Source organism: Lysobacter claricitrinus, from assembly GCF_045866565.1.
Taxonomy (GTDB): Bacteria; Pseudomonadota; Gammaproteobacteria; order Xanthomonadales; family Xanthomonadaceae; genus Cognatilysobacter; species Cognatilysobacter claricitrinus.
This window is the reverse complement of record NZ_BAAFZV010000002.1, coordinates 1,279,635-1,305,467: the sequence shown is the minus strand read 5'-3', so window position 1 is coordinate 1,305,467 and position 25,833 is coordinate 1,279,635. Positions and strand designations below refer to the sequence as shown.

Here is a 25,833-nt window from a genome sequence, read left to right as displayed (position 1 = left end):
GTCAGAACCTCACGTTGAAGGTCAGCAGCGCGGAACGCGGCTGGCCGGGGGTATAGCGATAACCGCTCTTGTTGATCGCGGCAACGTAGTCGCTGTCGGCAAGGTTGTAGAGGTTCAAGCGAACGTCGACCGCATCGTTGAACGCATAGGTGGCTACCGCATCGAACACCCAGTAGGCCTCGGTGAACGCCGGCGTGCCGATCGCGGCATCGGTGCCGCGCTTCATCTCACCCGTATAACGCGCGCCGCCGCCGAGCGTCAGGCCGTTGTCGAAGCGATAGGTCGTCCATGCGGTGAAGGCGTGCTTGGGGGTGTACGCCAGTTGCTGCGAGCCGTCGGCGGTGACGTGCGGACCCGCGGTGACTTTGCTGTCCATGGTCGTGAAGCCGGTCGATACCCACCACTTGCTGGTGATCTGGCCGACCGCGCTCAACTCGATGCCGCGGACGCGCTTCTCGCCATTCTGGTAGTAGGCGTTGACGGAGGGATCCAGCACCACCTCGTTCTCGATGCGCGTGTCGTACAGCGCGGCGGTCAACAGCAGCGCGTCGTCGGACAGGTTCCACTTCGCGCCGACTTCCGCGGTCGTCGCCTTCTGTGGCTCGTAACCCGGATTGTTCGCGCTGTTGCTCGCGCCGCTGAGCTCGAGCGTGGAGCCGCCCGGCGGCTGGTACGACAACGCGTAGTTCGCGTACACGCTGGAACCCGCGGTCGGCTTGTAGAGCGCGCCGATCTTCCAGTTGAGCAGCGTGTCCGAATCGGTCGTGTCGAGGTAAGGAAGCACCGTGCCGAGTGCCGCGCCGTTGCACTGCGGTGCGCTCGACGTGGGTGTCGTGACCGCGATGCACGCCCGCGCATTACGATACTTGCTTTCGTAGCGATCGACGCGCAAGCCGCCGTTGATCTGCCACTGCGTGCCGAAGCTGATCGTGTCGAACGCGTACGCCGCCACCGTGTTCACGCGGCCGTGGCTGTCCGCACCGTTGCGGTCCGCGATCAGGCCGGTGACGTTCGGATCGGGGTTGTACAGATTCGCGGCAGGCCACGCCGTGCCGGCCCGCGGTGCAACGCCGCGTTGGTTGAGCGTCTCGTGGACAAACTCCAAGCCCGTGCTCAGGTCCTGCCGCAGGAAGCCGTCGCCGAAATGCATCACCAGGCTGGTCTGGTTGGTGACGATGGAATTGGCCTGGTCCTTGAACGTCGGATTGCTGCGCGCCAGCGTCCACGTCGACGGATCGGCCGGGTTTGGCGTCTTGAGGTTCGCCGCCGTGGCGGTGAACGACGTCAGCATGTACTCCTGCGACGTGCGGCCCCAGCGCGTGATGTTGCGCAGCTGCGCGCCGCCGTCGGTCATGTGCTCGACCCGCAGCGTCGCCATGTCGGCTGTGACGTGGTCGAAGTCCGACGCAGTGCCGTAGAAGTTCGTCGAATCGACGGGCGCAGCGCTCGAAAGGAACGGGCGCGTCGGATCCGGCGACGAATAGCCGGGCAGGCCGATGGTCGGCACCCAGCCATCGGGAATGTTGTCCTGCTTTACGTGCAACACGTCGAGATGCGTGCGCGTCGGGCCGTCGAGCCCGAAGCCGAGCGACGCCCCGACGCCCCAGCGACTGTTGTTGACGCGGTCGCGTCCCGGGACGTCGCTGTCCTGCGCCATCAGGTTCACGCGCAGCGCGGTGCCTTCGCCCAGGCGATGGTTGATGTCGGCGACGCCGCGCAGCTGGCTGTCGCTGCCGATCGACAGCGACGCGCTCTTGGCATCGCGCAGATTGGCGCGCTTGGTCACGAGGTTGATCGACCCGGTGGGCGAGCTGCGGCCCGTATCCGTGCCAGCCGGGCCCTTCGTCACTTCGATCTGGTCGATGTTGAAGACATCGCGGCTGACCGCGCCAAGATCGCGCACGCCATCGACGAAAATGTTTCCGGACGTGTCGAACCCGCGCAGATAGATCGCGTCGCCCGTGCTCGTGTTGCCGTTCTCGCCGGCGTAGAAGGTGCCAACGCCCGGGCTGTTGCGCAGCGCGTCGGTCAGCGACGTCGCGCCCTGCTCGTTGAACAGGTCGTTGCCGATCACGTTGACCGTCTGCGTCGTGTCGACCAGCGTCTGCGTGAATTTCGCCGAGCTCGACTCGCCGGCATAGCGCTTGGTGCGCGCGCCGTAGACCTTCACTCGATCGAGCGTCTCCTTGTCGTCCGCGGAAGCGTCGGCGGCGATCGCGCTGAACGACGCGCCGAGGGCGAGACCTGCGACCAGCGATGCGCCGATAGAGCGAGCGAGGTGCGCTTCCGGGCGCGTGGCGTGCTTGCGACTCCTGATGGGGCTCATGGGATCCGGCTGAATAGGAAGGGGCAGCCGTGGCGCCGCGGGGCGACCGGCCGTGGCGCTATTGAAACGCAATTAAGAATGATTCGCAATTACAAATTAAGCGTCGTTGGGTGACGCGTTCGTCCAGTCGCTCGGCGACGCCGCGGCTTCAGCGGTCGTCGCGGGTCCAGACCACGCCGTCGACGACCTCGACAGGGAACTTCGCGACCGGCAGGTACGCCGGTCCGCAGAGGGCGCGGCCGCTACGCAGGTCGAAGCGCGCGCCGTGCAGGGTGCATTCGACGACGCCTTCGTCGGCCTCGATCGGGCCGGCCGAGAGTTCGAAGTCCTCGTGCGTGCACTGGTCGAGCAGGGCGTAGAAGTCGCCCTCGAGGTTCACCACCAGGATCGGCGTGTCGCCATCCCAGACCACTCGGTGCTCGCCCGGCAGGATCTCGGCGGTGGTGCCGACGCGTGCCCAGCCGTCCATGCTCAGGCGCGAGAGACTGCGCGAGTGGGCGCCCGCTTTTCGAGAACCTCGAAACGCAGGTCGTCACGTCGCGGTTGGCCGAAGCGCTCGTCGCCGTAAGGGAAGGGCTTCTTGACGCCGGTGCGCACGTAGCCGCGGCGCTCGTAGAACGCGATGAGCTCGGCGCGCACGTCGATCACGGTCATGCACATCGCCGGTAGGCGCCAATGGTTGAAGACCAGCCGTTCGGCACGCGCAAGCAGCTGCTTGCCAACGCCACCGCCCTGCAGCGTGGGCCGCACGGAAAACATGCCGAAGTAACCGTTGCCGTCCTCCTGCGCGACGTGCGCACAGGCGACCGGTTCGCCGGTGGCTGCGTCGATCGCCAGCAGGATCACGCTGCCGGGCCGCGCGATGCTTGCGCGTACGTCGTCGGCGTCGGTTCGCTGGCCATCGAGAAGGTCCGCCTCGGTCGTCCAGCCCACGCGGCTGGCGTCGCCTCGATAGGCGGATTCGACGAGCGCGACGATCACATCGACGTCGCGGGGCGTGGCATTGCGAAAGCGGAGGTCGGTCATCGGATCACGCAAGAAGGCGGCGGACTTTCTGGAGGGCGGCGACGAAGGCATCGATCTCGTCGTGCGTGTTGTAGAACGCGAGCGACGCACGACATGTCGCCGGGACGCCGAAATGGTGCATCAGCGGGTGCGCGCAGTGGTGGCCGGAGCGCACCGCGACGCCTTCGAGGTCGAGCAGCGTGGCGAGATCATGCGCGTGCGCGCCTTCGACTAGGAAGCTGATCACCGCCGCCTTCTCGCGTGCCTGGCCGAAGATGCGCAGGCCGTCGATCGTCGACAGTGCTTCCGTGGCGTGCGCGAGCAATTCCTTCTCGCGCGCCTCGATCGCGGTCATTCCGATGGTCGACACGTAGTCGACGGCCGCGCCGAGCCCGACGAAACCCGCGATATTCGGTGTGCCGGCCTCGAAACGATGGGGCGGATCGTTGTAGACCGTGCCTTCGAAACGCACCTCGCGGATCATCTCGCCACCGCCCAGGAACGGCGGCATCGCCTGCAGGTGCTCGCGCTTGGCCCACAATGCGCCGGTGCCGGTCGGGCCCACCATCTTGTGGCCGGTGATCGCGTAGAAGTCGCAGCCGATCGACGCGATATCAAGCGAGCGATGCGGCGCGGCCTGCGAGCCGTCGACCACCGTGACGATGCCGCGGCGGTGCGCCTCGCGACAGATCTCGCGCACCGGGTTCACGGTACCGAGCACGTTCGAGACGTGCGTCAGTCCGAGCAGTTTCACTTCCGGAGTCAGCAGCGCGTACAGCGCGTCGAGGTCGAGCTCGCCGCGCTCGTCGATCTCCGCGACCTTGATCACCGCGCCCGTGCGCTGCGCGACGATCTGCCACGGCACGATGTTGGCGTGATGCTCCATGCGCGTGAGCACGATGGCGTCGCCGGCCTTCAGGCGCGGAAGTGCCCAGCTGTAGGCGACGAGATTGATCGCGAACGTCGTGCCGCTGCACAGCACGAGATCGTCGGGCCGCACGTTGAGGAAGCCGGCGAGGCGACGGCGCGAGCCTTCGTAGGCGTCGGTCGCCTCGGAGCCGAGCGCGTGCACGGCGCGACTGACATTCGCGTTGTGCAGGCGATAGAACGTGTCGACCGCGTCGATCACCTGCGCGGGCTTCTGCGAGGTGTTGGCGGAGTCCAGATAGACGAGCGGCTTGCCGTGCACTTCGCGCTGCAGCAGCGGGAAGTCGGCGCGGACACGCGCCCAGTCGACAGCGAGCGGCGCGGCGGACGCGTTCATGGCGTTTCGACCCTGGCGAGTGCGGCGTCGAGACGCGCGGCCAGCAGGTCGCGCGTAGCGCCATCGTCGAGGACGGCGAGCGTCTCGCGGCAGAACGCGGCGGTGAGCAGTGCGCGCGCTTCGGCCGCGGGAATTCCGCGCGATTGCAGATAGAACAGGGACGTCGGATCGAGCTGGCCCACCGTCGCGCCGTGCGCGGCCTGCACCTCGTCCGCATGGATGACGAGCACCGGCTGCGAATCGATTTCCGCGGCGTCCGACAGCAACAGGTTCTTGTTCGACAGCGACGCCTGCGTGCCGTCGGCGCCTTCGCGTATGAGGATCCCGCCATGGAAGGCCACGCGGGAGCGACCGCTGGCGAGGCCGCGCCACGTGAGCTCGCATTGACTGTCGCGGCCCACATGGTCGAGCCCGAGACGCGTATCGAGATGGCGGCGACCGCTGCCGAGCAGCACGCCGTTGGCGTCGGCGCGGGCGCGTTCCCCGTGCAGTGCGATGTTCAGTTCGTGCCGCGACATGCCGGCGCCGAGTTCGAGATCCAGGCGGCGATAGACGGCGTCGCGTGCGAGCACGGCATCGGTGCGCGAGAACAGATGCGCCGCGTCGCTTTCCGCCTGCAGGCGTGCGTGCAGGAGATGCGCACCCGGCTTCAGGTGCGCATGCGTCACCGACGTCGCGAGGTTGGCGTGCGGCGCCGCGGCGATCGCGTGTTCGACGATTTCGAGGCGTGCGCCTTCGTGCAGGTCGAACAGGTGCCGCACATGAGATGCGACGTCGGTGGCGGCCGGGGCGCCGATCGAGACGACATGCAGCGGTCGCGCCACGTGGACGCCGGCGTCGACCCGAACAATCGCGCCGTCGACTGCGAGCGCGGCGTTGAGCCGGGCGAAGGGTTCGTCCGCGCGGTCGAAGCGACGACCGAGGATGTTGCATTCGCGCGCGTCGCCGCGTGCCAGCACGGATGACAGCGATTCGACGGCGATACCGCTGGCGAGCGATGAAAGATCACTGAGTTCCGACGCGAACCGGCCGTTGACGAACGCGATGCGCGGCGAGGGGATCGTCGCGACCCATGCCCCATCGAACGCGAGTGCCTCGTTTGCCGCGGCGAACGTGCGGCGCTCCAGCGGGCGCAGGCTGGTGTACTTCCAGGCTTCCACGCGCGGGCCCGGCAGGCCGTCGCGACGCAGCGCGTCGAGCGCATCGCGACGCGCGGCTTCAAGGCCGCCTGCGTCGCGCAGCGGCAGCGTGTCGAACGCGGCAGTGAGGGAGTCCAGCAGGGCGCTCATGTCAGGCCGCGGCTCCCGGGGCGATGCGGTCTTTCACCCACGAATAACCGTGCTGCTCGAGTTCCAGCGCGAGCTCGGGTCCGCCGGTCTCGACGATGCGGCCGTCGGCCAGCACGTGCACGACGTCGGGGCGGATGTAGTCGAGCAGGCGCTGGTAGTGGGTGATCACGAGGAAGGCGCGATCCGGCGACCGCTGCGCGTTGACGCCGTCGGCGACCGCCTTGAGTGCGTCGATGTCGAGGCCCGAGTCTGTTTCGTCGAGGATCGCGAGCTTGGGTTCGAGAAGCGCGAGCTGGAAGATCTCGTTGCGCTTCTTCTCGCCGCCGGAAAAACCTTCATTGACGCCGCGATGCAGCAGCTCGTCCTTCAGGTGCAGAACCGCGAGCTTCTCGCGCACGCGCTTGAGAAACTGCATCGAATCGAGTTCTTCCTCGCCACGCGCCTTGCGCTGTGCGTTGAGTGCGGCGCGCAGGAAATAGGTATTGTTCACACCGGGGATTTCCACCGGGTACTGGAACGCGAGGAACACACCGGCTGCGGCGCGTTCCTCGGGTTCGAGCGCGAGCAGGTCCCGGCCGTCGAACTCGATGGTGCCGTCGACGACCTCATAGCCTTCGCGACCCGCAAGCACGTTGCCGAGCGTGGACTTGCCCGCGCCGTTGGGGCCCATGATCGCGTGGACCTGGCCGGCTGCGACGTCCAGTGTGAGGCCCTTCAGGATGTCCTTGCCAGCGACGCGGACATGGAGGTTTTCGATCTTCAGCATCGTTTCGTTTTCCAGGAATTCTGTTGCAGTCCGTAGCGCGAGGGTTCGTCGCTTGCGGCTTGTTTCGACAGGCTGTGGGCGCCTGGCAGTTGGCGTTCCGTCCGGCCCGGCCCGGCCTTGCGGCGGGGTGTTCGTGGCCGCAGCTGATGCCTCGGTGGCATCAGCTAGGCGCGGCCACTCACCCAACGCTTCCTTCAAGGCTTACTTCGAGCAGCTTCTTCGCCTCGACGGCGAACTCCATCGGCAGCTCCTTGAACACCGACTTGCAGAAGCCGTCGACGATCATCGACACCGCGTCCTCTTCCGAAATGCCGCGCGACCGGCAATAGAACATCTGGTCGTCGCTGATCTTGGACGTCGTCGCCTCGTGCTCGACCTTCGCGCCCGGATGCCGGACTTCGATGTACGGGAAGGTGTGCGCGCCGCACTTCTTGCCGATCAGCAGCGAGTCGCACTGCGTGTAGTTGCGCGCGTCGTCGGCGGTGCGTTCGACGCGCACCAGCCCGCGATACGTGTTCTGCCCGCGGCCCGCGCTGATGCCCTTGCTGATGATCTTGCTCTTGGTGCGCTTGCCGACGTGGATCATCTTGGTGCCGGTGTCGGCCTGCTGGCGGTGATGCGTCAGCGCGACCGAATAGAACTCGCCGACCGAGTCGTCGCCCAGCAGCACGCAGCTCGGATACTTCCAGGTGATCGCCGAACCGGTCTCGACCTGCGTCCAGCTGATCTTGCTCTTCGCGCCGCGGCACTCGCCGCGCTTGGTCACGAAGTTATAGATGCCGCCGACGCCGTTCTCGTCGCCGGGGTACCAGTTCTGCACGGTGCTGTACTTGATCTCCGCGCCTTCCAGCGCGACGAGCTCGACGACGGCGGCATGCAGCTGGTTTTCGTCGCGCATCGGCGCGGTGCAGCCTTCGAGGTAGCTGACGTACGCGCCGTCCTCGCAGACGATGAGCGTGCGCTCGAACTGGCCGGTCTCGCTCGCGTTGATGCGGAAGTAGGTCGACAGCTCCATCGGGCAACGCACGCCCTTTGGGATGAAGACGAAGCTGCCATCGGAGAACACGGCGGAGTTGAGCGCGGCGAAGTAGTTGTCGCCGGTCGGAACGACGCTGCCGAGGTACTGACGCACGAGGTTGGGATGCTCGCGGACGGCTTCGGACATCGAGCAGAAGATCACGCCCTTCTCGGCCAGCTCCTTGCGGAACGTGGTGCCGACCGACACCGAGTCGAACACCGCGTCGACGGCCACGCCGGCGAGTTTCGCGCGCTCGTGCAGCGGCACGCCGAGCTTGTCGTAGGTATCGAGCAGTTCCTTCGGCACTTCATCAAGCGACTTGTACTTCGGGCCCTTCGGCGCGGAGTAGTAGCTCAGCGCCTGGAAGTCGATCGGCGCGATGTCGAGCTTCGCCCAGTGCGGCTCGGTCATCGTCAGCCAGTGGTGGTACGCAGCGACGCGCCACTCGGTCATCCACTCGGGCTCGTCCTTCTTGGCCGAGATGGCGCGGACGATGTCCTCGTTCAGGCCGGCCGGGAACGTGTCCGACTCGATGTCGGTGACGAAGCCGGCTTCGTAGCGTCGACCGAGCTGCTGGTGGATCTCGGCGTTGGCGATCTGGTCGGTCATGGGTCTCTCAGGCGTTCGCGAGGCGAAGGTCGATGCGACGGCGCGAGGCGCCCGCATCGGCTTCGGGCTCGAGCATGTCCTGCAGCGTGACGCCGCGCAGCGACTGCGCGATGACGTCGTTGATGCGCCGCCAGTTGCGGCGTATCCCGCAGGACGATTCGATGCCGCACTGGCTGTCATGCACGCTGCATTCGGTGACGGCGAGCGGGCCTTCCATCGCCTCGATCACTTCGATGAGCGAGACGTCGCGCGCCGGGCGGGCGAGTCGATAGCCGCCGTGCGCGCCGCGGAAGCCTTCGACCAGAGCGGCCTGCGCAAGCGGCTTGAGCACCTTGCTGACCGTGGTCGATTCCAAGCCGGCGCGCTCGGCGATCTCGGTCGCGCTCAGCACTTCACTGCGCGCGGCCGCGAGGACCGTGAGCACGACGGTCGCGTAGTCGGTGAGCTTGGTGACCCGGAGCATGCGCGGGGCCTCGTCCAGGCGGTTTCGAATCGGGACCGGAATTGTACGATTTAGCGCCGGCCCGCGCCAATTCGGCCGCTTGGGCGGTTCAGCGGCGCGCGGCATGTGGTGACCGCAGCCTGCGGGCACGGCAGAATGCGGCTCCCCTTCATCCGGTCCACCGCATGCCCAGCAAGGTCGTCGCCCGCCGCTCCGCCATCCACGGCACCGGCGTGTTCGCCATCGCGCCGATCGCCAAGGGCGAGCGCATCATCGAATACCGCGGAGAGCGCCGCACGCACGACGACGTCGATAACAGCGACGACGGCTCCGCCGATTCCGGCCACACGTTCCTCTTCACGCTCAACGACGACTACGTGATCGATGGCGCCCGCCGTGGCAGCGTCGCGCGCTGGATCAACCACAGCTGCTCGCCCAACTGCGACTCGGTGATCGAGGAAGCCGACGGCGACGACCGCACCAAGGATCGCGTGTTCATCGAGGCGAAGAAGGCGATCAAGCCGGGCGAGGAGCTGACGTACAACTACGGCATCACCCTCGGCGAGGCGCACACGCCGCGCATGAAGAAAATCTGGGCCTGCCTGTGCGGCGCGAAGAACTGCACCGGCACGATGCTGCAGCCCAAGCGCAAGCCGAAGCCGGAAGCGAAGCCGAAGTCCAAGGCCAAGCCCGCCTCGAGCGGCCGATCGAAGGCGGCGACGAAGCAGGCCACGCGTGGTTCCACCGGCAGCAGCCGGCGCGGCACGGGCGCCCGCAAGCGCGCGTAACGCGTGCGGATGCCCGCTCAGGCCATCGCGACGCCATGACCTATGACAGTCGGCCGCCTCCGGGCGGCCGACTAGTCTGCGGGCACCTCCAGGCCCGTCCGCGCGCCGCACCGGATTCCTTCAATGTCCGCCTTGCCCCGCGCCGCGCTGGCGCTCGCCGTCCTTGCATCGCTGCCATCGATCGCGTTCGCCGCGACCGAAGTGAAGATCGATGGCCATGTCGATCCTGCCGAATGGGCCGACGCACGCCACGTCACCGATTTCCGTCAGACCCAGCCGCTCTCGCGCCAGCCGGCCTCGCAGCCCACCGAGGCCTGGTTCAAGGCGACGCCGGAAGGCCTCGCGATCGCGTTCCGCAACACGCAGCCGGCGAGCGTGACGCGTCGTCGCGAGCGCGCGCAGCGCGACCAGGGCGGGCCATTCGATCGCGTGAACCTCTACGTCGATTTCGATGGTGACGGCCGCACCGGCTACAACTTCACGGTGTTGCTGTCCGACAGCATCATCGACGCGGTGATCACCAGCGAAAACCAGTTCAGCACGGACTGGGATGGCAACTGGAAACACGCGGTCAGCGAGGACGCCGAAGGCTGGTCGGCCGAGATGCTGATTCCCTGGTACACCGCGCCGATGCGCGACGCGGAGGGCGATACGCGCCGGATCGGCATCGTGCTCGACCGCGTGATCGGATCGACCGGCGAACGCGCGTCGTGGCCGGCGGTGAGCTTTACCGAACCGCGCTTCCTGTCGGTGTTCGAGAAGGTCGACGTGCCGAAGTACAGCGAGGCGCTGCTCGCGATTACGCCTTACGTCGTCGGCGTGTACGACAACGTCGCGCACAAGGCGGATTTCGACACCGGCGCGGACGTCTTCTGGAAGCCCAGCGGCAAGTTCCAGCTATCGGCGACGTTGAACCCGGACTTCGGCCAGGTCGAAAGCGACCAGCTGGTCGTGAACTTCACCGCGATCGAAACGTTCTTCAGTGACAAGCGCCCGTTCTTCACCGAGAACCAGAGCTTCTTCGACGTGCCGTTCGGCTCGCTCAACACCGCGAACCGCCTGCTGTACACGCGACGCGTCGGCGGCACGCGCGACGACGGACTGGGTGCGGGCGACGTCACCGCCGCCGTCAAGGTCAACGGCAGCGCAGGGGGCGTGAACTATGGCCTGTTCGCCGCTACCGAGGCGGACGAGGTTGGTCGCGACTTCTATGCGCTGCGCGCTACAAAGGACCTGCAGACGCAGGGCTTCGGCGCGATGGTGACGCGCGTGGATCGACCGTTCCTCGATCGCACGGCCAATGTCGGCGAGGTCGATCATCGCTGGACGCCGTCGGACAGCATGTCGCTGCGAACGACCGTGGTCGGCTCCGATGTCGACCAGGCGGGCCAGTCGATCCGTGATACCGGCGCACAGATGAAGTTCGACCAGGATCTCGGCGAAGGCTGGCGCCAGCAGCTCTACCTGCTGCACCTGGGCGATCACCTGCAGCTCAACGATTTCGGCTACCTCGAGCGCAACAACTTCAACTACGGCCGTTACGAGATCTCGCGTCGTTTCACCGACCTGCCGAAGGAATCGAGCTATGCCAGCCACCAATGGCGTGGCGCGGTGTCGCATCGCGCGAACGATCACGGCGTCAAGATCGCCGACGCGTGGTCGGTCAACCGCACCAGCGAGATGCGCGACGGCGGCAACGAGTTCTTCGAAGTCGCGAGCTTCACGCCCGGCTACGACGACCTGGTGACGCGCGGCCATGGCAACGTGCGCATGCCGTCCAAGCTCTACCTGTTCTACGAGCGCGGCATTCCGCGTCGCGGGCCGTGGGGCTTCTACTGGAATTCGCGCTACGCCGCGGAAAGCCTGGGCGGCTGGGACCACGGCTCGATCTCGCTCGACGTCGAGCCCACGTACTACATCAGCGACAACGCAAACGTTGGCCTCGCGATGGAGCTCAAGCACGATCCGGGCCTGCTGCTGTGGCGCGGCGACGCGAGCGGAACGCCATCGCTCGCGACCTACCAGGTCGACCAGATCTTCTTCGCGGCCGGCGTCACCTGGCTGATCAGCAACAAGCAGGAGCTGCGCGTACGGCTCGAAGCGATCGGCCTGGACGCGCGTTCGCCGCAGACATACGACCTCGGGGGCGACGGAACGCCGCTACCGGTGGCGACGCGCCACCAGCCGTTCGGCCTGAGCAACCTGGGGTTTCAGGTCCGCTATCGCTACGAACTGGCGCCGCTGTCGAACCTCTACATCGCCTACGTCCGCGGCGGTGGCCTGTTCGAGGAACCGACGATGGGCGACGTCGACGCAGCAGGGCGGCTCAAGGATGCGTTCGACCTGCGCGACAGCGAGCAGTTGCTGGTGAAGCTGGCCTACCGCTTCGACATCTGAGCGACGACGTCGCGCCACGCAGCGGGCGCGACGATCGCGAGGCCGTGGTCGCGCGCCATCCGCCGCGCCATGCGCAGCAGTTCCGCGTCACGCGTAAGCAGGGCGTCGGCGTTCGAACAGACGGCGATCTCGAGGAACATCTGGTCGTCGGGGTCGCGGCATTTCGGCAACGCCATCGCCGGCACCGGGATTGATTGTGCAAGTGCACGCACCGTCGCCACGCACGATGCCGCGGTGGCCTCGTCGATGCGCACGGTGTCGTAGCGCAGGACGCGTTCGAGTTCAGCGAATGCGCGCCCGTCGATCACGACGCGTACTTCGCCGGCTACGACGGAATCGGTGAAACCCGATAACGCGGTATCGCCGAACACCAGAAGATCCAGCCACGCGTTCGTGTCGAGCACGAAGGTGGCGACACGGGGCATCGCGTCGATCAGGGCGCGGCGTCGCGCACGTTGGCGGACAGGATCCGCCATGCGCCGGCTTGGGTGCGTTGCAGCGTGTAGGTGACCTGCACGTGGCGGTCGCCGCCATCGTCGGCCGTGCCGCGCACATCGACCGGCACGGTCACATGTCCGCCGGCGTCCGCCGAAGGCGCGCCTACACCCACGTTGAACGTCGTGCCGCGCGCGAGTTGCAGCACCGCGGAGTCGTTCGGCGTGGTCGACCACAGTCCCTGGGCGCGCGCGGGCGCATTCGCGCCGAGAGCCGCCATGTACTGGTTGACCACCGACGCCGCCGCGCTGGCGTCGGCAGCGCTGACAGGTGGTGGTGCAGGGGCGGGCGCGGTGGTGTCGGTCGGTGCGGCCGATGCCGCGTTCGGCGCCGGCGCCGCGTCGGTCGTCCCCGCGTCGACGGGTGCGGGCAACGCGTTCGGATCGGTCGCAACGTCGGTCGGGGTCGCCGCGGTCGCGTCGGTGGGCAGCGCGGCGGCCGGAGTTTCGGCAACCACCGCGGCACCCGGGGGCGGCGGTTGCGTCGGCATGGCGGTCACCGCGCTGCCCGGCGTCGCGGCCGGTGTCGGCAGCGTGCCAGCGAGTGCATCGTCATCGGCGACGGGCGGCACGGTGGTGCCCGCGTTCGACGCCGCATCGTGGCCGCACGCGGCGAGCGCGACGGAGAGAAGCGTCGCCAACGCGACGCGCATCGATCGACGATCACTCGCCGAGTTGTACGACCACCTGCCCATCCTGAATCTTCGTCCCCTCGACGCGACGCGCGCCGAGGCGCCCGATCAGCGAATCGTCGAACTGGTAGACAGGTTCCTTTTGCGCCCAGTCCGACAGCCAGTCGTTGAGCGCGCTGCGCAGCGTGTCGCCCATGCGACCACCGAGCGAGGCGACCTCGACACTCTCGATGCGCGGCTCGAACAGATGCAGGCCGCGCGTCGCCGGATCGTAGCGCAGTGCACTCGTCAGCGTGAACGAGCCGTCCGGTGTGCGGCTGGCATGGCCGAGTGCGGCCGCGGCGACGTCGAAGTCGACCCGAAGGCGGCGATCGCCCGGTGGAATCGACAGGCGCGGATTCATCAGCGTGATCGTGACCAGCCCGCCGAGTTTGTCGTAGTCGCGCGGGAACTTCTTCACCAGCTTCTGCTGGATCTGCTGCTGCGAGAACGTGAGCGTGTCCGACCCCAGCAACGCACCGACCGTCGAGCACGCCGTCGTCAGGAACAACGCTGCCGAGGCAGCAAACACGAGGGCGGGAACAGCTCGGCGCATGGCGGTCTCCACGTCTGACCGCCGCACCTTCTGCCGCGCGTGGTGAACGCGGGGTCACTGTCTGTCGTTGCGTGCGCAGCGGTCGCTTCGCCCATTCGTCCGAGCCACGCCGACGCCGGGCTGGTGCGACTCGGTTTTCACGCCGCCATGGCGGCCGACGCCCTATCCGGAAGCGTCTGCTCCGGAACCGCCGCCATGCGACCGACCACCGCCGCCCTCGTCCTCATCGCGCTGCTCTCGACCGCGCCCGTCGGGTTCGCGCAGCCCGTGCAACCCGTGCAGCAGGTCGTCCACATGCAGGGGCGCTTCGCACCGGTGCGTGCGCCGGAAGCCGATGTGCATCCGCCTTCAGGCGAAGCGCGCGTCACGCTGGACGACAGCAACAACGTGCGCGTCGACATGGTGGTGTCGGGCCTGACGGAACGCGCGACGTCGGTGACGTTGCACACCGGCACGTCGGGCGAAAGCACGGGGCAGGTCGCGCGCCTCGACGTCGTGGTCGACGGCCAGGACGCCCGCATCATCGGCGGCACGGCCTCGGTGACACCGGCGATCGCGCAGCAGATCCGCGACGGCCAGGGCTACCTCGTGCTGCGGACCAACGAGCACCCGGACGGCCTGATGCGCGCCGAGCTTTCCGTGCAGCCGCGCACGCTGGGGTCGACCACCAACGGCCCCTGATGTCGACGCCGTGTAAACGCGGGCTGAGCGGTTAACGCCGCGTCCGCCGGGTTCAGGATGCATTGAGAGCGCCGACCCGAGGATGCGCCTGCGCCATCCCGGCGTGGGAGCTCCTCGATGAAGCACGTCACCGCCACCGTCCTCGCGCTCGCGCTGACCGCCACCGCGGGCGCGGCGTCGGCGCAGCAGTATTCCTCGTACCCGACCTCGTCCGGCGCCTATGCATCGCAGGGCGGGTACTACGACTATGCGCGGGTCATCCGCACCAACCCGATCTACGACCCGCGCGGCAGCTATGCGGCCACCACCGGCGGGCCGCGCTGCACGGAGAGCCGCACCTATGCCGGCGGCTACGGCAACGACCCGTACAACAACGGCTATGACCGCAACGGCGACGGCTATCCGGACGACGGCTACAACGATCCGTACAACGGCCAGTACACCGACCGCTACGGTCGACCGGTCCGCCAGCCCACGCAGGGCGGCAGCACGGCGGCAACTGTGATCGGCGGCATCGTGGGTGCGGTGGTCGGCAGCCAGATCGGCGGCGGCAGCGCGCGCTACGCGACGTCCGCCATCGGCACGATGGTCGGCAGCCAAGTCGGCAAGCAGATCTACGACAACGCGCATCGTCCGCAGACGTATCCGACCGTCGGTCACGTGACGACCTGCGACCCGATGCCGGTCGGTGCGTACGAAAGCGGTCGCAACGTGCAGGGCTACGACGTCACGTACGAATACGGCGGCCGCCAGTACACGACGCGCACCAGCTACGACCCGGGCAGCCGCATCCGCGTCCGCGTGGACGTGCATCCCGAGTAAGCGCGACATCGGGCAAGTTCGACATAGCGAAGGGCCGGCGAAATGCCGGCCCTTTTCGTTGCCGCGACGGATGCGTCGCTCAGTCTTCCTCGACCTTCGGCCGGTAGCTCTCCGCCAGCTTCTGCTGCACGTTCGACGGCACCGGCTCGTAGTGGCTGAAGTCCATCGAATAGCGTCCGCGGCCGGCGGTGATCGATTTCAGTTCCGCCGCGAACCCCTCCAGTTCCGACAACGGCACCTGTGCCTTGACGATCACCTCGCCACGCGTGCTGTCGGTGCCGAGGATGCGCGCGCGCTTGCCGGCCAGGTTGCCGCTGACGTCGCCCATGTTGGCTTCGGGGGCGACCACTTCTAGGTCGACGATCGGTTCCAGTACCTGCGGCTTGGCTTTCAGCACGGCGTCGACGAACGCGCGCTTGCCGGCGGTGACGAACGCGACTTCCTTGCTGTCGACCGCGTGGTGCTTGCCGTCGTAGACGACCACGCGCACGTCCTGCAATGGATAGCCGGCGAGCGCACCCGCCGCCAGCGCCTGGCGCACGCCTTTCTCGACCGCCGGAATGAATTGCCCGGGGATGGTTCCGCCCTTCACCTCGTCGGCGAATTCAAAACCGCGGCCACGATCGAGCGGCTCGATGCGCAGGAACACTTCGCCGAACTGGCCCGCGCCACCGGTCTGTTTCTTGTGGCGGTGATGGCCTTCGGCTTTCGTCGACACCGTTTCCCGATACGCGATCCGCGGCGGACGCGACGTCACCTCGACGCCATAGCGCTCCTTCAACCGGTCGAGATTCACGCGCAGGTGCAGGTCGGACAGGCCGCGCACGATCGTTTCGTTGGTCTCGGCGGTGTGTTCGACCTGGAAGCACGGGTCCTCTTCCGACAGCTTGTGCAGTGCGGTCGCCAATTTCTGTTCGTGGCCCTTGCTCGCGGCATCAACCGCTAGCCCGAACATCGGCCTGGGAAATGCGAGCGGCGCGAGATGGATCTGGTCCTCGTCGTGGCTGTCGTGCAGCACGGCGTCGAAATGAAGCTCCTCGACTTTCGCTACTGCCGCGATGTCGCCCGGAATCGCCTGGTCGACTTCGACATGCTCTTTGCCGCGCAGCTTGAACAGGTGGCCGACGCGGAATGGCTTCTTGCCGTCGTCGACCAGCAGCTGCGTGTCCTTCTTCACCGTGCCCTGGTACACGCGGAACACGCCGAGCTTGCCGACGAAGGGATCGTTGATGATCTTGAAGACGTCGGCGATCACGTGCGCGTTCGGGTCCGGCTTCGCCTCGATCGGTTGCGCATCCGCGCCGCTGCCTTTCACGAACGCGGGCGGATTGGCCTCGCCCGGATGCGGGAACAGGCGTTCGGCGACGTCGAGCAGTTCACGCACGCCGGCGCCGCTGCGCGCCGAGCAGAACAGCACGGGCACCAGGTGGCCGTCGCGCAGGCACTGCTCGAAGGCGTCGTGCAGTTCCTGACCGGACAGCCCGTCCTCGCCGAGATCGAGGTAGTGCTCCATCACCGTCTCGTTGATCTCGACCACCTGGTCGATGATCTTCTGGTGCCAGTCAGCGACGGGGCCGAGGTCGCTGTCGCCGGTCGACGCACCGAAACAGTCGATCACCGACGCGCCGCCGTTCGCAGGCAGGTTCAGCGGCAGGCATTCGTTGCCGAACGTTTCGCGCAGTGCCTCGAGCAACGCACTGCAATCGCCGCCGTGGTCGATCTTGTTGACGATGATCGCGCGGCACAGGCCGCGTGCTTTTGCGTACTCCATCATGCGACGGGCGCCGTATTCGACGCCCGCATCACATGCCACCACGATCGCGACGGTTTCCACCGCCGCGAGCGCCGAAAGGGCGGGTCCGCGGAAGTCGGGGTACCCCGGCGTGTCGATCAGGTTGATGTGGATGCCGGCGTGGTCGGTGCTGGCGATGCCGACATCGAGCGAATGGCCTCGCTGCTTCTCGACCGGGTCGAAGTCCGACACCGTGCTGCCGCGCTCGATGCTGCCTGCCGCCTGGATCGCGCCGCCGGCATGCAGCAGGGCTTCGAAAAGCGTGGTCTTGCCGGCGCCTGGGTGGCCTGCGAGGGCCACGTTGCGGATCTGTTCTGCGCTGTAAGCCATGACCGGAAGCTCCTGTGGGGGTAGGGGAGCGGCCGTCCGGGCGAGGGCGTCGATGTCGGCGTCATGTCCGGCCGCAACGCGGGCCGCGTGGCGGTCCGGCGATGCGCCGTCATGGCTGTCCGCGCAGCACGCCGCAGCGAAGCTGGGCGGGCCGTCATGGCGGGGCTGGGTCACGATAGCGCGACCGTTGTTGGGCGTCGCGTTGCGCTGCAACAGCTTCCGCCACGGCCGCTCACGACGGCTTAGCGCGCGGGCCGTAACGTGCCGGTTCCCGTTTCAGGAGATCTGCCGATGGCCATCACCCGCCATGCCACCGCGCGCTGGGAAGGCGACCTCAAGTCCGGCATCGGCCGGCTCAATACGCCGCAGAGCGGCGTCTTCCAGGACACGCGCTACGGCTTCAACACGCGCTTCGGCGACGAGAAGGGCGCGAACCCGGAAGAACTGATCGCCGCCGCGCACGCGGGCTGCTTCGCGATGGCGCTGTCGGCCAAGCTCACCGAAGTCGGCCATCCGCCGACCTTCATCGACTCGCGCTCGGACGTCGAGCTGTCGATGGACGGCGGGCCGCACATCACCGGCGTGAAGCTGACGGTGCGCGGCGAGGCGCCGGGCCTGTCACCCGACGACTTCCGGCGTTACGCCGAGGATGCCAAGGCGAACTGCCCGATCTCGAAGGTCCTCGCGGCGGTGCCCATCTCGCTCGAGGTGCAATGAGGGCAAACCGGGCGGCCGACATCAGGGAGAACGACATGTCAGATCCGGACGATTTCGCGGCGTTCATGACGCGCCGGAAGGCGGCGTCCGACGCATTCGTCGATGGCGATGCCGCACCTCTGCAAGGGATTTCGGTGGCCGCGGATCCAGCGACGATCTTCGGGCCCAAAGGCGACTGCGTGCAGGGCGCGGCGCAGGTCGATGCCGCGAACGCGCACGGCGCCGCGCACTTCCGCCCGGGCGGAAAGAACGACTTCGAAATCATGCACAAGGGCGCGACTGGCGACTTCGCGTACTGGATCGGAATCCAGCGATCGGTGGTCAACGTCCGCGGCCAGCCGCCGGGCACCGTCATGAATCTGCGCGTTACCGAGATCTTTCGTCGCGAGCACGGCGAGTGGAAGCTCATGCATCGGCACGCCGACAAACTCGCGGACGACTGAAAACGCGCGGATGCGCGTCGGGGCGGGGAGAGTCAATTGACGGCTACAGGGTTCGCGCGCATGTCGTCGCCGAGTGCGCCGCCGCATGCATGGGTCGGCCGGCCCTGGTTAATGGCGACCTGCGGCAACCGCTACCAGTCGATGGTGCCAGTGACCACCGTGCGCACGTGGCCGCCCGACCAGACATCGCCCGCGTCGTCGACGTGCAGTTGCAGGCGCGCATCGAAACCGACCTCGCGGCCCTGGCTGACGACGTAGCGCCCGCCGCGGCCGGGCAGGCGATCGTTCTGCGCCAGCCAGGCCGCGAGGGTGGCATTGGCGGCGCCGGACGCGGCGTCCTCGAACTGCGCGGTTGCGCCGACGAATGCGCGCACCACGAGGTCGTAGTCGGCGGCTGCGTCGGCGCGTGCGAAAGCGCAGACACCCATACTTTCGGTGCGCGTCGCGAGTTGCGAGATCGCGCCCCACGCAGGTTCGACCCTGCGCAGCGCCGCCTCGTTTTCGAGTTCGACCAGCCACCAGCGACGCCCGCCGTCCATCAGCGCCGGGGGCAACGCGCCGAGGCGCATGCCGGCGATGGCACGCGCGATGCGCGCATCGTTCGCCTCGACCTGTTCGACCAGGCGCGCGCGCGGCGTGCGCACCGCGATCGTGCGCGATGCGCCGTCGCCCTCGACACGCAAGGGCAGCAAGCCGGCGATGCCTTCCTGCACCAGCACGCCGTCGCGCGGCGTCGCCATGCCCGAATCGAGAACGACGCTCGCGGTGCCCACGCTGGGATGCCCCGCGAACGGCACTTCGCGACGCGGGCTGAAGATGCGGATGCGATAGCTCGCATCGGGCGACGTCGGCGGGAACACGAACGTCGTTTCCGGCAGGCGCGTCCAGCGCGCTATCGCCTGCATCGTGGCGTCGTCCAGCCCGTCCGCGTCGGGAATCACGGCGAGCGGATTGCCCGCGCCGGGGCGATCGGCGAACACGTCGAGCTGCACGTAGCGTTTTTTCATGGCGTCCGGAATAGCGTTCACCACGTGACGGTACCGCGCACCACGGCCTGCACGCGTCCGCCGATCCACACCTCGCCATCGGCGTCGACCTGCACGTCGACGCGGCCGTCGCGGCCGACTTCGCGGCCCTGGCTGGCGACGTAGTGGCTACCGGGCGCGACGCGACCGGCCTCGAACAGCGCCGCACCGATCGCCGCGTTCGCGCTGCCGGTGACGGGGTCCTCCGGAATGCCGTCGGCCGGGCAGAACGCGCGGACGACGACGTCGTAGTCGTGGCCCGCGTCGGCGTTCGCGAACACGGCGAGGCCGACCGCAGCATCCGCGGTGAGCGCGGTGATCGCGGCAAGGTCGGGGACGAGGGCGCGCACTGCAGCCTCGTCAGCCAGCTCGACCAGCCACCACCGCGGGCCGTTGTCCCACAGCGCTGCCGGAAGCGGGCCGCGCTCGACGCCATCGAGGGCAGCGGCGAGGCGCGCTTCCCAGTCGGTCGGTGGCGCCGCGCGTCGCGCCTTCGGCGCACGCACGCGGATCGTGCGATCGGGCGCCGCCTGGACCGGCAAATGGCCGGCTGCGCAGTCCTGCATGAGTGACGCTGCCCCCGCGTCGACCAGCCCGCTGTCGATCGCCGCCCACGCCGCGCCCACGCTCGGGTGCCCGGCGAACGGCAGCTCCTGCCGCGGGGTGAAGATGCGCACGCGGTAGTCGGCGCCGGGGCCGGGCGGGAGCAGGAAGATCGTTTCGGACAGGTTGGTCCAGTTCGCGAACGCCTGCATCGTCGCGGTGTCGAGGCCATCGGCGTCGATCACGACGGCGAGCGGGTTGCCGGCGCCGGGGCGATCGGCGAAGACGTCGAGCTGGAGGAAGCGGCGCTGCGTCATGGAAAGCGTGACGTGCGTGGAAAGGGCCTGCATTGTGGCCGGACGCGCGCGGCCCGTCATCGAATAAAATCGCGCGCTCTCATGAGCATGCGTCATTCGCCCAGGACGGCGTGGCGTGCTCCCATCCCCGCCCCGCGGCTCGTCGCCGCATGGCTCCTCCAGGAAACCTCGTGACCGCTTCGACGCGCTGGGTCGTACTCAAGTTCGGTGGCACTTCAGTGTCGCGCCGGACCCGTTGGGACACCATCGGGCGACTCGCAGCCAAACGGGCGCACGACGAGAACGTGCGCGTGCTCGTCGTGGTATCCGCGCTATCGGGCGTGACCAACGAGTTGCAGGCGATCGCGAACACGGGCGCGGGTGAAGCGACGAACGCGAAGATCGCGGCGCTGGTCGCGCGTCATCGCGAGTTCTCCGCGGAGCTGGGTCTCGACGCGGATGCGGTGCTGGGCGAACGACTCGCCGCCTTGCAGGCACTCGCGACCGACCCGCGCGCGACGGCCCGCAGCCTCGACTGGCAGGCGGACGTGCTCGGGCAGGGCGAACTGCTGTCGTCGACGCTCGGCGTCGCCTACCTGAAGTCGCAGGGCCTCGACATCGGCTGGTGTGATGCGCGCCAGTGGCTCAATGCCGTCGCGCTGCCGAACCAGAGCGACTGGGCCGGGCGGTTGTCGGTGAACTGCCATCACGGCACCGACGCCGATTTCGCTGCGCGGTTCACCGCGCAGCCGAATACCGTCGTGTTGACGCAGGGTTTCATCGCGCGTCACGGGGACGGCGGCACCGCGATCCTCGGGCGCGGTGGTTCGGATACATCGGCCGCGTACTTCGGTGCACTGCTCGGCGCGGCGCGCGTGGAAATCTGGACCGACGTCCCCGGCATGTTCAGCGCGAATCCGCGCGAAGTACCGGATGCGCGCCTGCTTGCGCGTTTGGACTACGCCGAAGCGCAGGAAATCGCGACGACCGGCGCCAAAGTGCTGCACCCCCGCTCGATCGGGCCCTGCCGCGACGCCAACGTGCCGATGGCGATCCTCGACACCGAGCGCACCGATCTTCCCGGCACGCGCATCGATGCGACGGCAGCGACGGTACCGGGCGTCAAGGCGATCAGCCGGCGCAATGGCATCGTGCTGGTGTCGATGGAGTCGGTGGGCATGTGGCAGCAGGTCGGCTTCCTCGCCGACGTGTTCGAGCGCTTCAAGAAGCACGGCCTGTCGATCGACCTGATCGGCTCGTCGGAAACGAACGTCACGGTGTCGCTGGATCCGAGCGAGAACCTTGTCACCACGAATGTCCTGAGCGCGCTGAGCGAAGACCTCGCCGAGGTGTGTCGCGTCAAGGTGATCGCCCCGTGCGCGGCGATCACGCTGGTGGGCCGCGGCATGCGCTCGCTGCTGCACAAGCTGTCGGACGTGTGGGCGACGTTCGGTCGCGAGCGCGTTCATCTCATTTCGCAGTCGTCGAATGATCTCAACCTGACGTTCGTCGTCGACGAGGCCGACGCCGAAGGCCTGCTGCCGACGCTGCACGCCGAACTCGTGCGCGGCGGCGCGATGCCGGTGCTCGACGAAAGCGTGTTCGGTCCGGCATGGCGCGACGTCGTGCACGGCCGCCCGCAACGCGCGACGCCGTGGTGGGTTTCGGGACGCGACGCATTGCTCGCGCGTGCCGAGGCCGGCACGCCGCGCTACGTCTACCACCTGCCGACCGTCCGCGAGCGCGCCCGCTCACTGCTCCACGGTGGTCCGGTCGACTGCGGTTTCTACGCGCTCAAGGCGAACGCGCATCCTCAGATCCTGCGCGCTCTCGAAGCAGTGGGGTTCGGCTTCGAATGTGTGTCGATCGCGGAGGTCGAGCACGTGCGTTCGACGCTGCCGCCGATCGACCCGTCGCGCATCCTGTTCACGCCGAGCTTTGCGCCGCGCCGCGAGTACGAGGCCGCGTTCGCCGCCGGCATCAATGTCACCTTGGACAGCATCGAGCTGCTGCAGCGCTGGCCGGACGTCGTGCGCGGCCGCAATGCGTGGCTACGACTCGACCTCGGCCATGGCGACGGCCACCACGAAAAGGTGCGTACCGGCGGCGCGGAAGCGAAGTTCGGCCTGCCGATCGCGCGCTTCGATGCGTTCATGAGCGGGGCGCGCAAGCTGGGCCTGCGCATCACCGGGCTGCACGCGCATCTCGGCAGTGGTATCGACGATCCGGCGCACTGGCGCGAGGTCTACGGCACGCTCGCGGCGCTCGCCGATTCCAGCGATGCGATCGACACGATCGACATCGGTGGCGGTTTCCCGGTGCCGTACACGCCGGATGCGCGACCATTCGATCTCGATGCGTGGCGCGAAGGCGTGCGCGCCATCAAGACGGCGTATCCGCGTTGTCGCCTCGCGATCGAGCCGGGTCGCTTCCTCGTCGCCGAAGCGGGCGCGTTGCTGCTGCACGTCACGCAGGTGATCGAGAAGGACGGCATCCGGCGCGTTGGGTTGGACGCCGGCATGAACGCACTCGCCCGCCCGGCGATGTACGACGCCTACCACGGCATCCACAACCTCACCCGCATCGACGATGCGTCACTCGACACCTTCGACGTCGTCGGCCCGATCTGCGAGAGCGGCGACGTGCTCGGTCGCGGCCGTCGCCTGCCGTCCGCGACGGGCGAGGGGGACGTCGTCCTCATTGCCGACGCCGGCGCCTACGGCATGGCGATGGCGAACACCTACAACCTGCGGCCGCTGCCGGCCGAGGACATTCTCGATGACTGATTGGCGCTTCTCGCGCGACGCGATCCAGGCGTTCCGCTTCGTCCGCTGCGACTTCGACGCGGCGACGGGCGTGGCCCGGCTCGTCTATGCCTTCGACGACGGCCCGGAGCTGGTCGAAACCGTCACCATTCCGGGCGCGCCGTTCGCGTTCGACGACGCGCGCGCCGAAGCGGTGCAGCGCGCGGTGCGACTGCTGCACCTGATCGCTGGCGTCAGCTACTACAAGGCGGCGGTGCCGAAGACGATCCGCATCGATGGCTATGACATCGATGCCGCCACCGCGTCGCTACTGACCGAGGTGTACGAGAACGGCCTCGGCGAGTTCGCGTATCGCAACGGCTTGCATCTGCGCGGCACGATCCGGTTCCCGGCGAATGCGGCGACGTCGACCAGCGCACCTGCGGTCGGCCTGCGCGAACACGCGCTCACCGCGATCGGTGGCGGCAAGGATTCGCTGGTCAGCATCGAGGCACTGCGCATCGCGGGCATCGATCAGACAGTGACGTGGATCGGCGGCTCGCAGCTCATCGCCGCGTGTGCCGAACGCACCGGCCTGCCGACGCTCAACATCGGTCGTCAGCTCGCGCCGCAACTGTTCGAGTACAACCGCAACGGCGCATGGAATGGCCACATTCCGGTGACGGCGGTGAACTCGGCCATCCTGGCGCTGGCCGCCCTCGTGCTCGGCGTCGACCAGGTCGTGTTCTCGAACGAGCGCTCGGCAAGCTACGGCTCGATGATCGAGGGCACCGGCGAGGTCAACCACCAGTGGTCCAAGGGCTGGCAGTTCGAACGCGACTTCGCCGCGCACCTGCGCGCGCATGTCGCGGCCGATCTCCGCTACTACTCGCTGCTGCGTCCGCTGAGCGAACTCGCCGTGGCACGACAGTTCGCGAAAAGTGATCGCTACGACCAGCATTTCTCCAGCTGCAACCGCAACTTCCACATCCTCGGCGAGCGCCCGGCGCAGCGCTGGTGCGGCATCTGTCCGAAGTGCCATTTCGTATTCCTCGCCCTCGCGCCGTTCATGAGCAAGCCGCGATTGGTTGGCATCTTCGGCCGCAACCTGCTCGACGAACCGTCACAGACGGGTGGCTTCGACGCGCTGCTCGAATATCGCGATCACAAGCCATTCGAATGCGTCGGCGAAGGGCAGGAATCGCGCGCCGCGATGGCCGCGCTCGCGCAGCGTCCGGAATGGCGCGAAGACGCGATCGTCGAGCGTTTCGCACGCGAGATCCTGCCGCAGCTTGGCGACGTGCCCGCGGTCGAATCGTTGCTGACGATCGACGACGAGCACGGTATTCCCGACGCGCTATGGGCCCGCCTGCGTGCGCATTTCGCAGCTTGACGGCCGGCGCGTCGCGCTGTGGGGCTGGGGCCGCGAGGGCCGCGCGGCGTACCGCGCGATCCGCTCGCGCCTGCCATCGCTGCCGCTGACGCTGTTCTGTTCGGAGGAGGAGGCGGTCGACGCAGCTTCGCTCAGCGACGCGCATCTCGCGGTGTCGACGAACGTTGACGGCGCGTCGCTCGCGGCATTCGACGTCATCGTCAAATCACCCGGCATCAGCCCGTACGGCGATGCGGCGACGGTTGCGCGCGACGCCGGCGCGCTGCTGATCGGTGGCACCTCGTTGTGGTTCGGCGAACACGCGGCCGACGACGGCATCGTCGCGAATACCGTCTGCGTGACCGGCACCAAGGGCAAGAGCACGACGACGTCGCTGCTCGCGCACCTGCTGCGTAGGGCCGGACATCGCACAGCGCTCGCGGGCAACATCGGCCTGCCATTGCTCGAGGTGCTCGATCCGCAGCCGGCGCCGGAGTATTGGGCGATCGAGCTGTCGAGCTATCAGACCGGTGACGTCGCTGTCAGCGGCGCGCGCCCCGATGTCGCGCTCGTGCTCAACCTGTTCCCCGAGCACCTGGACTGGCACGGCTCGCACGAGCGCTACGTCGCCGACAAACTGCGACTGGTGATGGACGCGCGCCCACGCATCGCCGTGCTCAACGCGACCGATCCGATTCTTTCGAAACTTCAGCTGCCGGGCGACATCGACGTCCGCTGGTTCGGCGACGCGCGCGGCTGGCACCTGCGCGAGGACATGCTGTATCGCGGCGACGATGCAGTAATGGATACGCGCGGTCTGCCGCTGCCGGGTCGACACAATCGCGGCAACCTCGCCGCGGTGCTGACGGCGATCGACGCACTCGGCGTCGACGCGCATTCGCTGGCCAAGGCCGCGTTCGACTTCCGCCCATTGCCGAATCGCCTGCAGACGCTTGGCGAACGTGGCGGCGTCACCTACGTCAACGACTCGATCAGCACCACGCCTCACGCGACACTGGCGGCACTCGAGTGTTTCGCCGATCGCGAGGTCGCGGTACTCGTGGGCGGGCACGATCGTGGACTCGACTGGTCGGACTTCGCGACGGCCATGCGCGCGCGCGCGCCGAAGGTGATCATCACGCTCGGCGCGAACGGCCCGCGCATCCACGCGCTGCTCGCGCCGATCGCGAAGGAGTCCGGCTTCGACCTGCGCGCCGCCGAGGATCTGGCGGATGCAATGGCGCAGGCACGCGACGCACTGGCCGGTTCGGCCGCGCCGGTCATCCTGCTGTCGCCGGGCGCGCCGAGCTTCGGCGTCTGGCGCGACTACGTGGACCGCGGCCGCGATTTCGCGCGTCGCGCAGGTTTCGACCCCGAGAGCATCAGCGCGATCCCGGGGCTCGGCATCGCCTGAGCCTCGACGCGCCCGGACCCCGCGGCGCG

Annotated in this window: 22 protein-coding genes and 1 pseudogene; 9 read left to right on the top strand and 14 right to left on the bottom strand. The window is 67.9% G+C overall.

The features are described 5' to 3' along the window. Position 1 precedes the first annotated feature (1 nt). The 8 genes from ACKTTN_RS10885 to ACKTTN_RS10850 all read right to left on the bottom strand — a co-directional run bounded on the left by ACKTTN_RS10885 (position 2) and on the right by ACKTTN_RS10850 (position 8,740). On the bottom strand, positions 2 to 2,326 hold the full coding sequence (locus tag ACKTTN_RS10885; RefSeq protein ID WP_407909855.1) for a catecholate siderophore receptor Fiu: 2,325 nt from the start codon (positions 2,324 to 2,326) through the stop codon (positions 2 to 4). 148 nt (positions 2,327 to 2,474) lie between these two features. Beyond that, on the bottom strand, positions 2,475 to 2,795 hold the full coding sequence (locus tag ACKTTN_RS10880) for a Rieske (2Fe-2S) protein (RefSeq protein ID WP_407909854.1): 321 nt from the start codon (positions 2,793 to 2,795) through the stop codon (positions 2,475 to 2,477). Positions 2,796 to 2,797: 2 nt separating this feature from the next. Beyond that, positions 2,798 to 3,352: a GNAT family N-acetyltransferase gene (locus ACKTTN_RS10875; RefSeq protein ID WP_407909853.1), complete on the bottom strand. Its 555-nt coding sequence runs from the start codon at positions 3,350 to 3,352 to the stop codon at positions 2,798 to 2,800. Positions 3,353 to 3,356: 4 nt separating this feature from the next. Further along, complete coding sequence (locus ACKTTN_RS10870; RefSeq protein ID WP_407909852.1) at positions 3,357 to 4,595, bottom strand: cysteine desulfurase; 1,239 nt, start codon at positions 4,593 to 4,595, stop codon at positions 3,357 to 3,359. Further along, a complete protein-coding gene (gene sufD / locus ACKTTN_RS10865) occupies positions 4,592 to 5,884 on the bottom strand; it encodes a Fe-S cluster assembly protein SufD (protein WP_407909851.1) in 1,293 nt (430 codons plus the stop codon). Before sufD ends, ACKTTN_RS10870 begins: the two co-directional genes overlap by 4 nt. 1 nt (position 5,885) lies before the next feature. Beyond that, the gene (gene sufC / locus ACKTTN_RS10860; protein ID WP_407909850.1) at positions 5,886 to 6,650 is read right to left on the bottom strand and encodes a Fe-S cluster assembly ATPase SufC; all 765 of its coding nucleotides are present in this window, start codon (positions 6,648 to 6,650) and stop codon (positions 5,886 to 5,888) included. Positions 6,651 to 6,828: 178 nt separating this feature from the next. Next, complete coding sequence (gene sufB, locus ACKTTN_RS10855; protein WP_407909849.1) at positions 6,829 to 8,277, bottom strand: Fe-S cluster assembly protein SufB; 1,449 nt, start codon at positions 8,275 to 8,277, stop codon at positions 6,829 to 6,831. 7 nt (positions 8,278 to 8,284) lie between these two features. Further along, entirely contained in the window at positions 8,285 to 8,740 is a 456-nt protein-coding gene (locus ACKTTN_RS10850) for an SUF system Fe-S cluster assembly regulator (RefSeq protein ID WP_407909848.1), read from the bottom strand. 164 nt (positions 8,741 to 8,904) lie between these two features. On the opposite strand from ACKTTN_RS10850, the pseudogene ACKTTN_RS10845 reads away from it, so the two are divergent. After that, positions 8,905 to 9,369, top strand: a pseudogene (locus tag ACKTTN_RS10845) (SET domain-containing protein); the annotation flags it as partial. Positions 9,370 to 9,630: 261 nt separating this feature from the next. Beyond that, positions 9,631 to 11,904, top strand: a complete 2,274-nt coding sequence (locus tag ACKTTN_RS10840; protein WP_407909847.1) for a DUF5916 domain-containing protein — start codon at positions 9,631 to 9,633, stop codon at positions 11,902 to 11,904. Here the strand turns inward: ACKTTN_RS10840 and ACKTTN_RS10835 are convergent. Genes ACKTTN_RS10835 through ACKTTN_RS10825 form a run of 3 tightly spaced genes read right to left on the bottom strand, consistent with a single transcriptional unit; the run spans position 11,886 to position 13,625 of the window. Continuing rightward, the gene (locus ACKTTN_RS10835) at positions 11,886 to 12,329 is read right to left on the bottom strand and encodes a putative toxin-antitoxin system toxin component, PIN family (RefSeq protein WP_407909846.1); all 444 of its coding nucleotides are present in this window, start codon (positions 12,327 to 12,329) and stop codon (positions 11,886 to 11,888) included. The two genes, ACKTTN_RS10840 and ACKTTN_RS10835, sit on opposite strands and share 19 nt — an antisense overlap. 8 nt (positions 12,330 to 12,337) lie before the next feature. After that, positions 12,338 to 13,093 (bottom strand): hypothetical protein, encoded by a 756-nt coding sequence (locus ACKTTN_RS10830; RefSeq protein ID WP_407909845.1) that lies wholly within the window; start codon positions 13,091 to 13,093, stop codon positions 12,338 to 12,340. Continuing rightward, entirely contained in the window at positions 13,062 to 13,625 is a 564-nt protein-coding gene (locus ACKTTN_RS10825) for a DUF1439 domain-containing protein (RefSeq protein WP_407909844.1), read from the bottom strand. The genes ACKTTN_RS10830 and ACKTTN_RS10825 overlap by 32 nt, the downstream gene beginning before the upstream one ends. A 195-nt stretch (positions 13,626 to 13,820) precedes the next feature. On the opposite strand from ACKTTN_RS10825, the gene ACKTTN_RS10820 reads away from it, so the two are divergent. Together ACKTTN_RS10820 and ACKTTN_RS10815 are read left to right on the top strand one after the other, a co-directional pair. After that, entirely contained in the window at positions 13,821 to 14,306 is a 486-nt protein-coding gene (locus tag ACKTTN_RS10820) for a CHRD domain-containing protein (protein ID WP_407909843.1), read from the top strand. A 117-nt stretch (positions 14,307 to 14,423) separates the two neighbouring features. Next, positions 14,424 to 15,128, top strand: a complete 705-nt coding sequence (locus ACKTTN_RS10815; protein ID WP_407909842.1) for a glycine zipper 2TM domain-containing protein — start codon at positions 14,424 to 14,426, stop codon at positions 15,126 to 15,128. Between the two features lie 79 nt (positions 15,129 to 15,207). Here the strand turns inward: ACKTTN_RS10815 and fusA are convergent, their stop codons facing one another. Beyond that, entirely contained in the window at positions 15,208 to 17,250 is a 2,043-nt protein-coding gene (gene fusA, locus ACKTTN_RS10810) for an elongation factor G (protein WP_407909841.1), read from the bottom strand. Between the two features lie 291 nt (positions 17,251 to 17,541). Here fusA and ACKTTN_RS10805 point away from each other — a divergent pair, with 291 nt between their 5' ends. Together ACKTTN_RS10805 and ACKTTN_RS10800 are read left to right on the top strand one after the other, a co-directional pair. Further along, on the top strand, positions 17,542 to 17,967 hold the full coding sequence (locus tag ACKTTN_RS10805; protein ID WP_407909840.1) for an OsmC family protein: 426 nt from the start codon (positions 17,542 to 17,544) through the stop codon (positions 17,965 to 17,967). A gap of 35 nt (positions 17,968 to 18,002) precedes the next feature. Further along, positions 18,003 to 18,410, top strand: coding sequence for a YybH family protein (locus ACKTTN_RS10800; RefSeq protein ID WP_407909839.1), 408 nt, complete (start codon positions 18,003 to 18,005; stop codon positions 18,408 to 18,410). Between the two features lie 131 nt (positions 18,411 to 18,541). Here ACKTTN_RS10800 and ACKTTN_RS10795 read toward each other — a convergent pair whose 3' ends face one another. Both ACKTTN_RS10795 and ACKTTN_RS10790 read right to left on the bottom strand, forming a co-directional pair. Next, positions 18,542 to 19,417 carry a PhzF family phenazine biosynthesis protein gene (locus ACKTTN_RS10795; protein ID WP_407909838.1) on the bottom strand — a complete coding sequence of 292 codons (876 nt, stop codon included), beginning with the start codon at positions 19,415 to 19,417 and terminating at the stop codon, positions 18,542 to 18,544. A 17-nt stretch (positions 19,418 to 19,434) separates the two neighbouring features. Next, positions 19,435 to 20,295: a PhzF family phenazine biosynthesis protein gene (locus tag ACKTTN_RS10790; RefSeq protein WP_407909837.1), complete on the bottom strand. Its 861-nt coding sequence runs from the start codon at positions 20,293 to 20,295 to the stop codon at positions 19,435 to 19,437. 170 nt (positions 20,296 to 20,465) lie between these two features. Here ACKTTN_RS10790 and ACKTTN_RS10785 point away from each other — a divergent pair, with 170 nt between their 5' ends. Genes ACKTTN_RS10785 through murD form a run of 3 tightly spaced genes read left to right on the top strand, consistent with a single transcriptional unit; the run spans position 20,466 to position 25,804 of the window. Further along, positions 20,466 to 23,060 (top strand): bifunctional aspartate kinase/diaminopimelate decarboxylase, encoded by a 2,595-nt coding sequence (locus tag ACKTTN_RS10785; RefSeq protein ID WP_407909836.1) that lies wholly within the window; start codon positions 20,466 to 20,468, stop codon positions 23,058 to 23,060. Continuing rightward, complete coding sequence (murL, locus tag ACKTTN_RS10780; RefSeq protein ID WP_407909835.1) at positions 23,053 to 24,411, top strand: UDP-N-acetyl-alpha-D-muramoyl-L-alanyl-L-glutamate epimerase; 1,359 nt, start codon at positions 23,053 to 23,055, stop codon at positions 24,409 to 24,411. The genes ACKTTN_RS10785 and murL overlap by 8 nt, the downstream gene beginning before the upstream one ends. After that, positions 24,392 to 25,804, top strand: coding sequence for a UDP-N-acetylmuramoyl-L-alanine--D-glutamate ligase (murD, locus tag ACKTTN_RS10775; RefSeq protein WP_407909834.1), 1,413 nt, complete (start codon positions 24,392 to 24,394; stop codon positions 25,802 to 25,804). Before murL ends, murD begins: the two co-directional genes overlap by 20 nt. Positions 25,805 to 25,833: the final 29 nt, after the last annotated feature.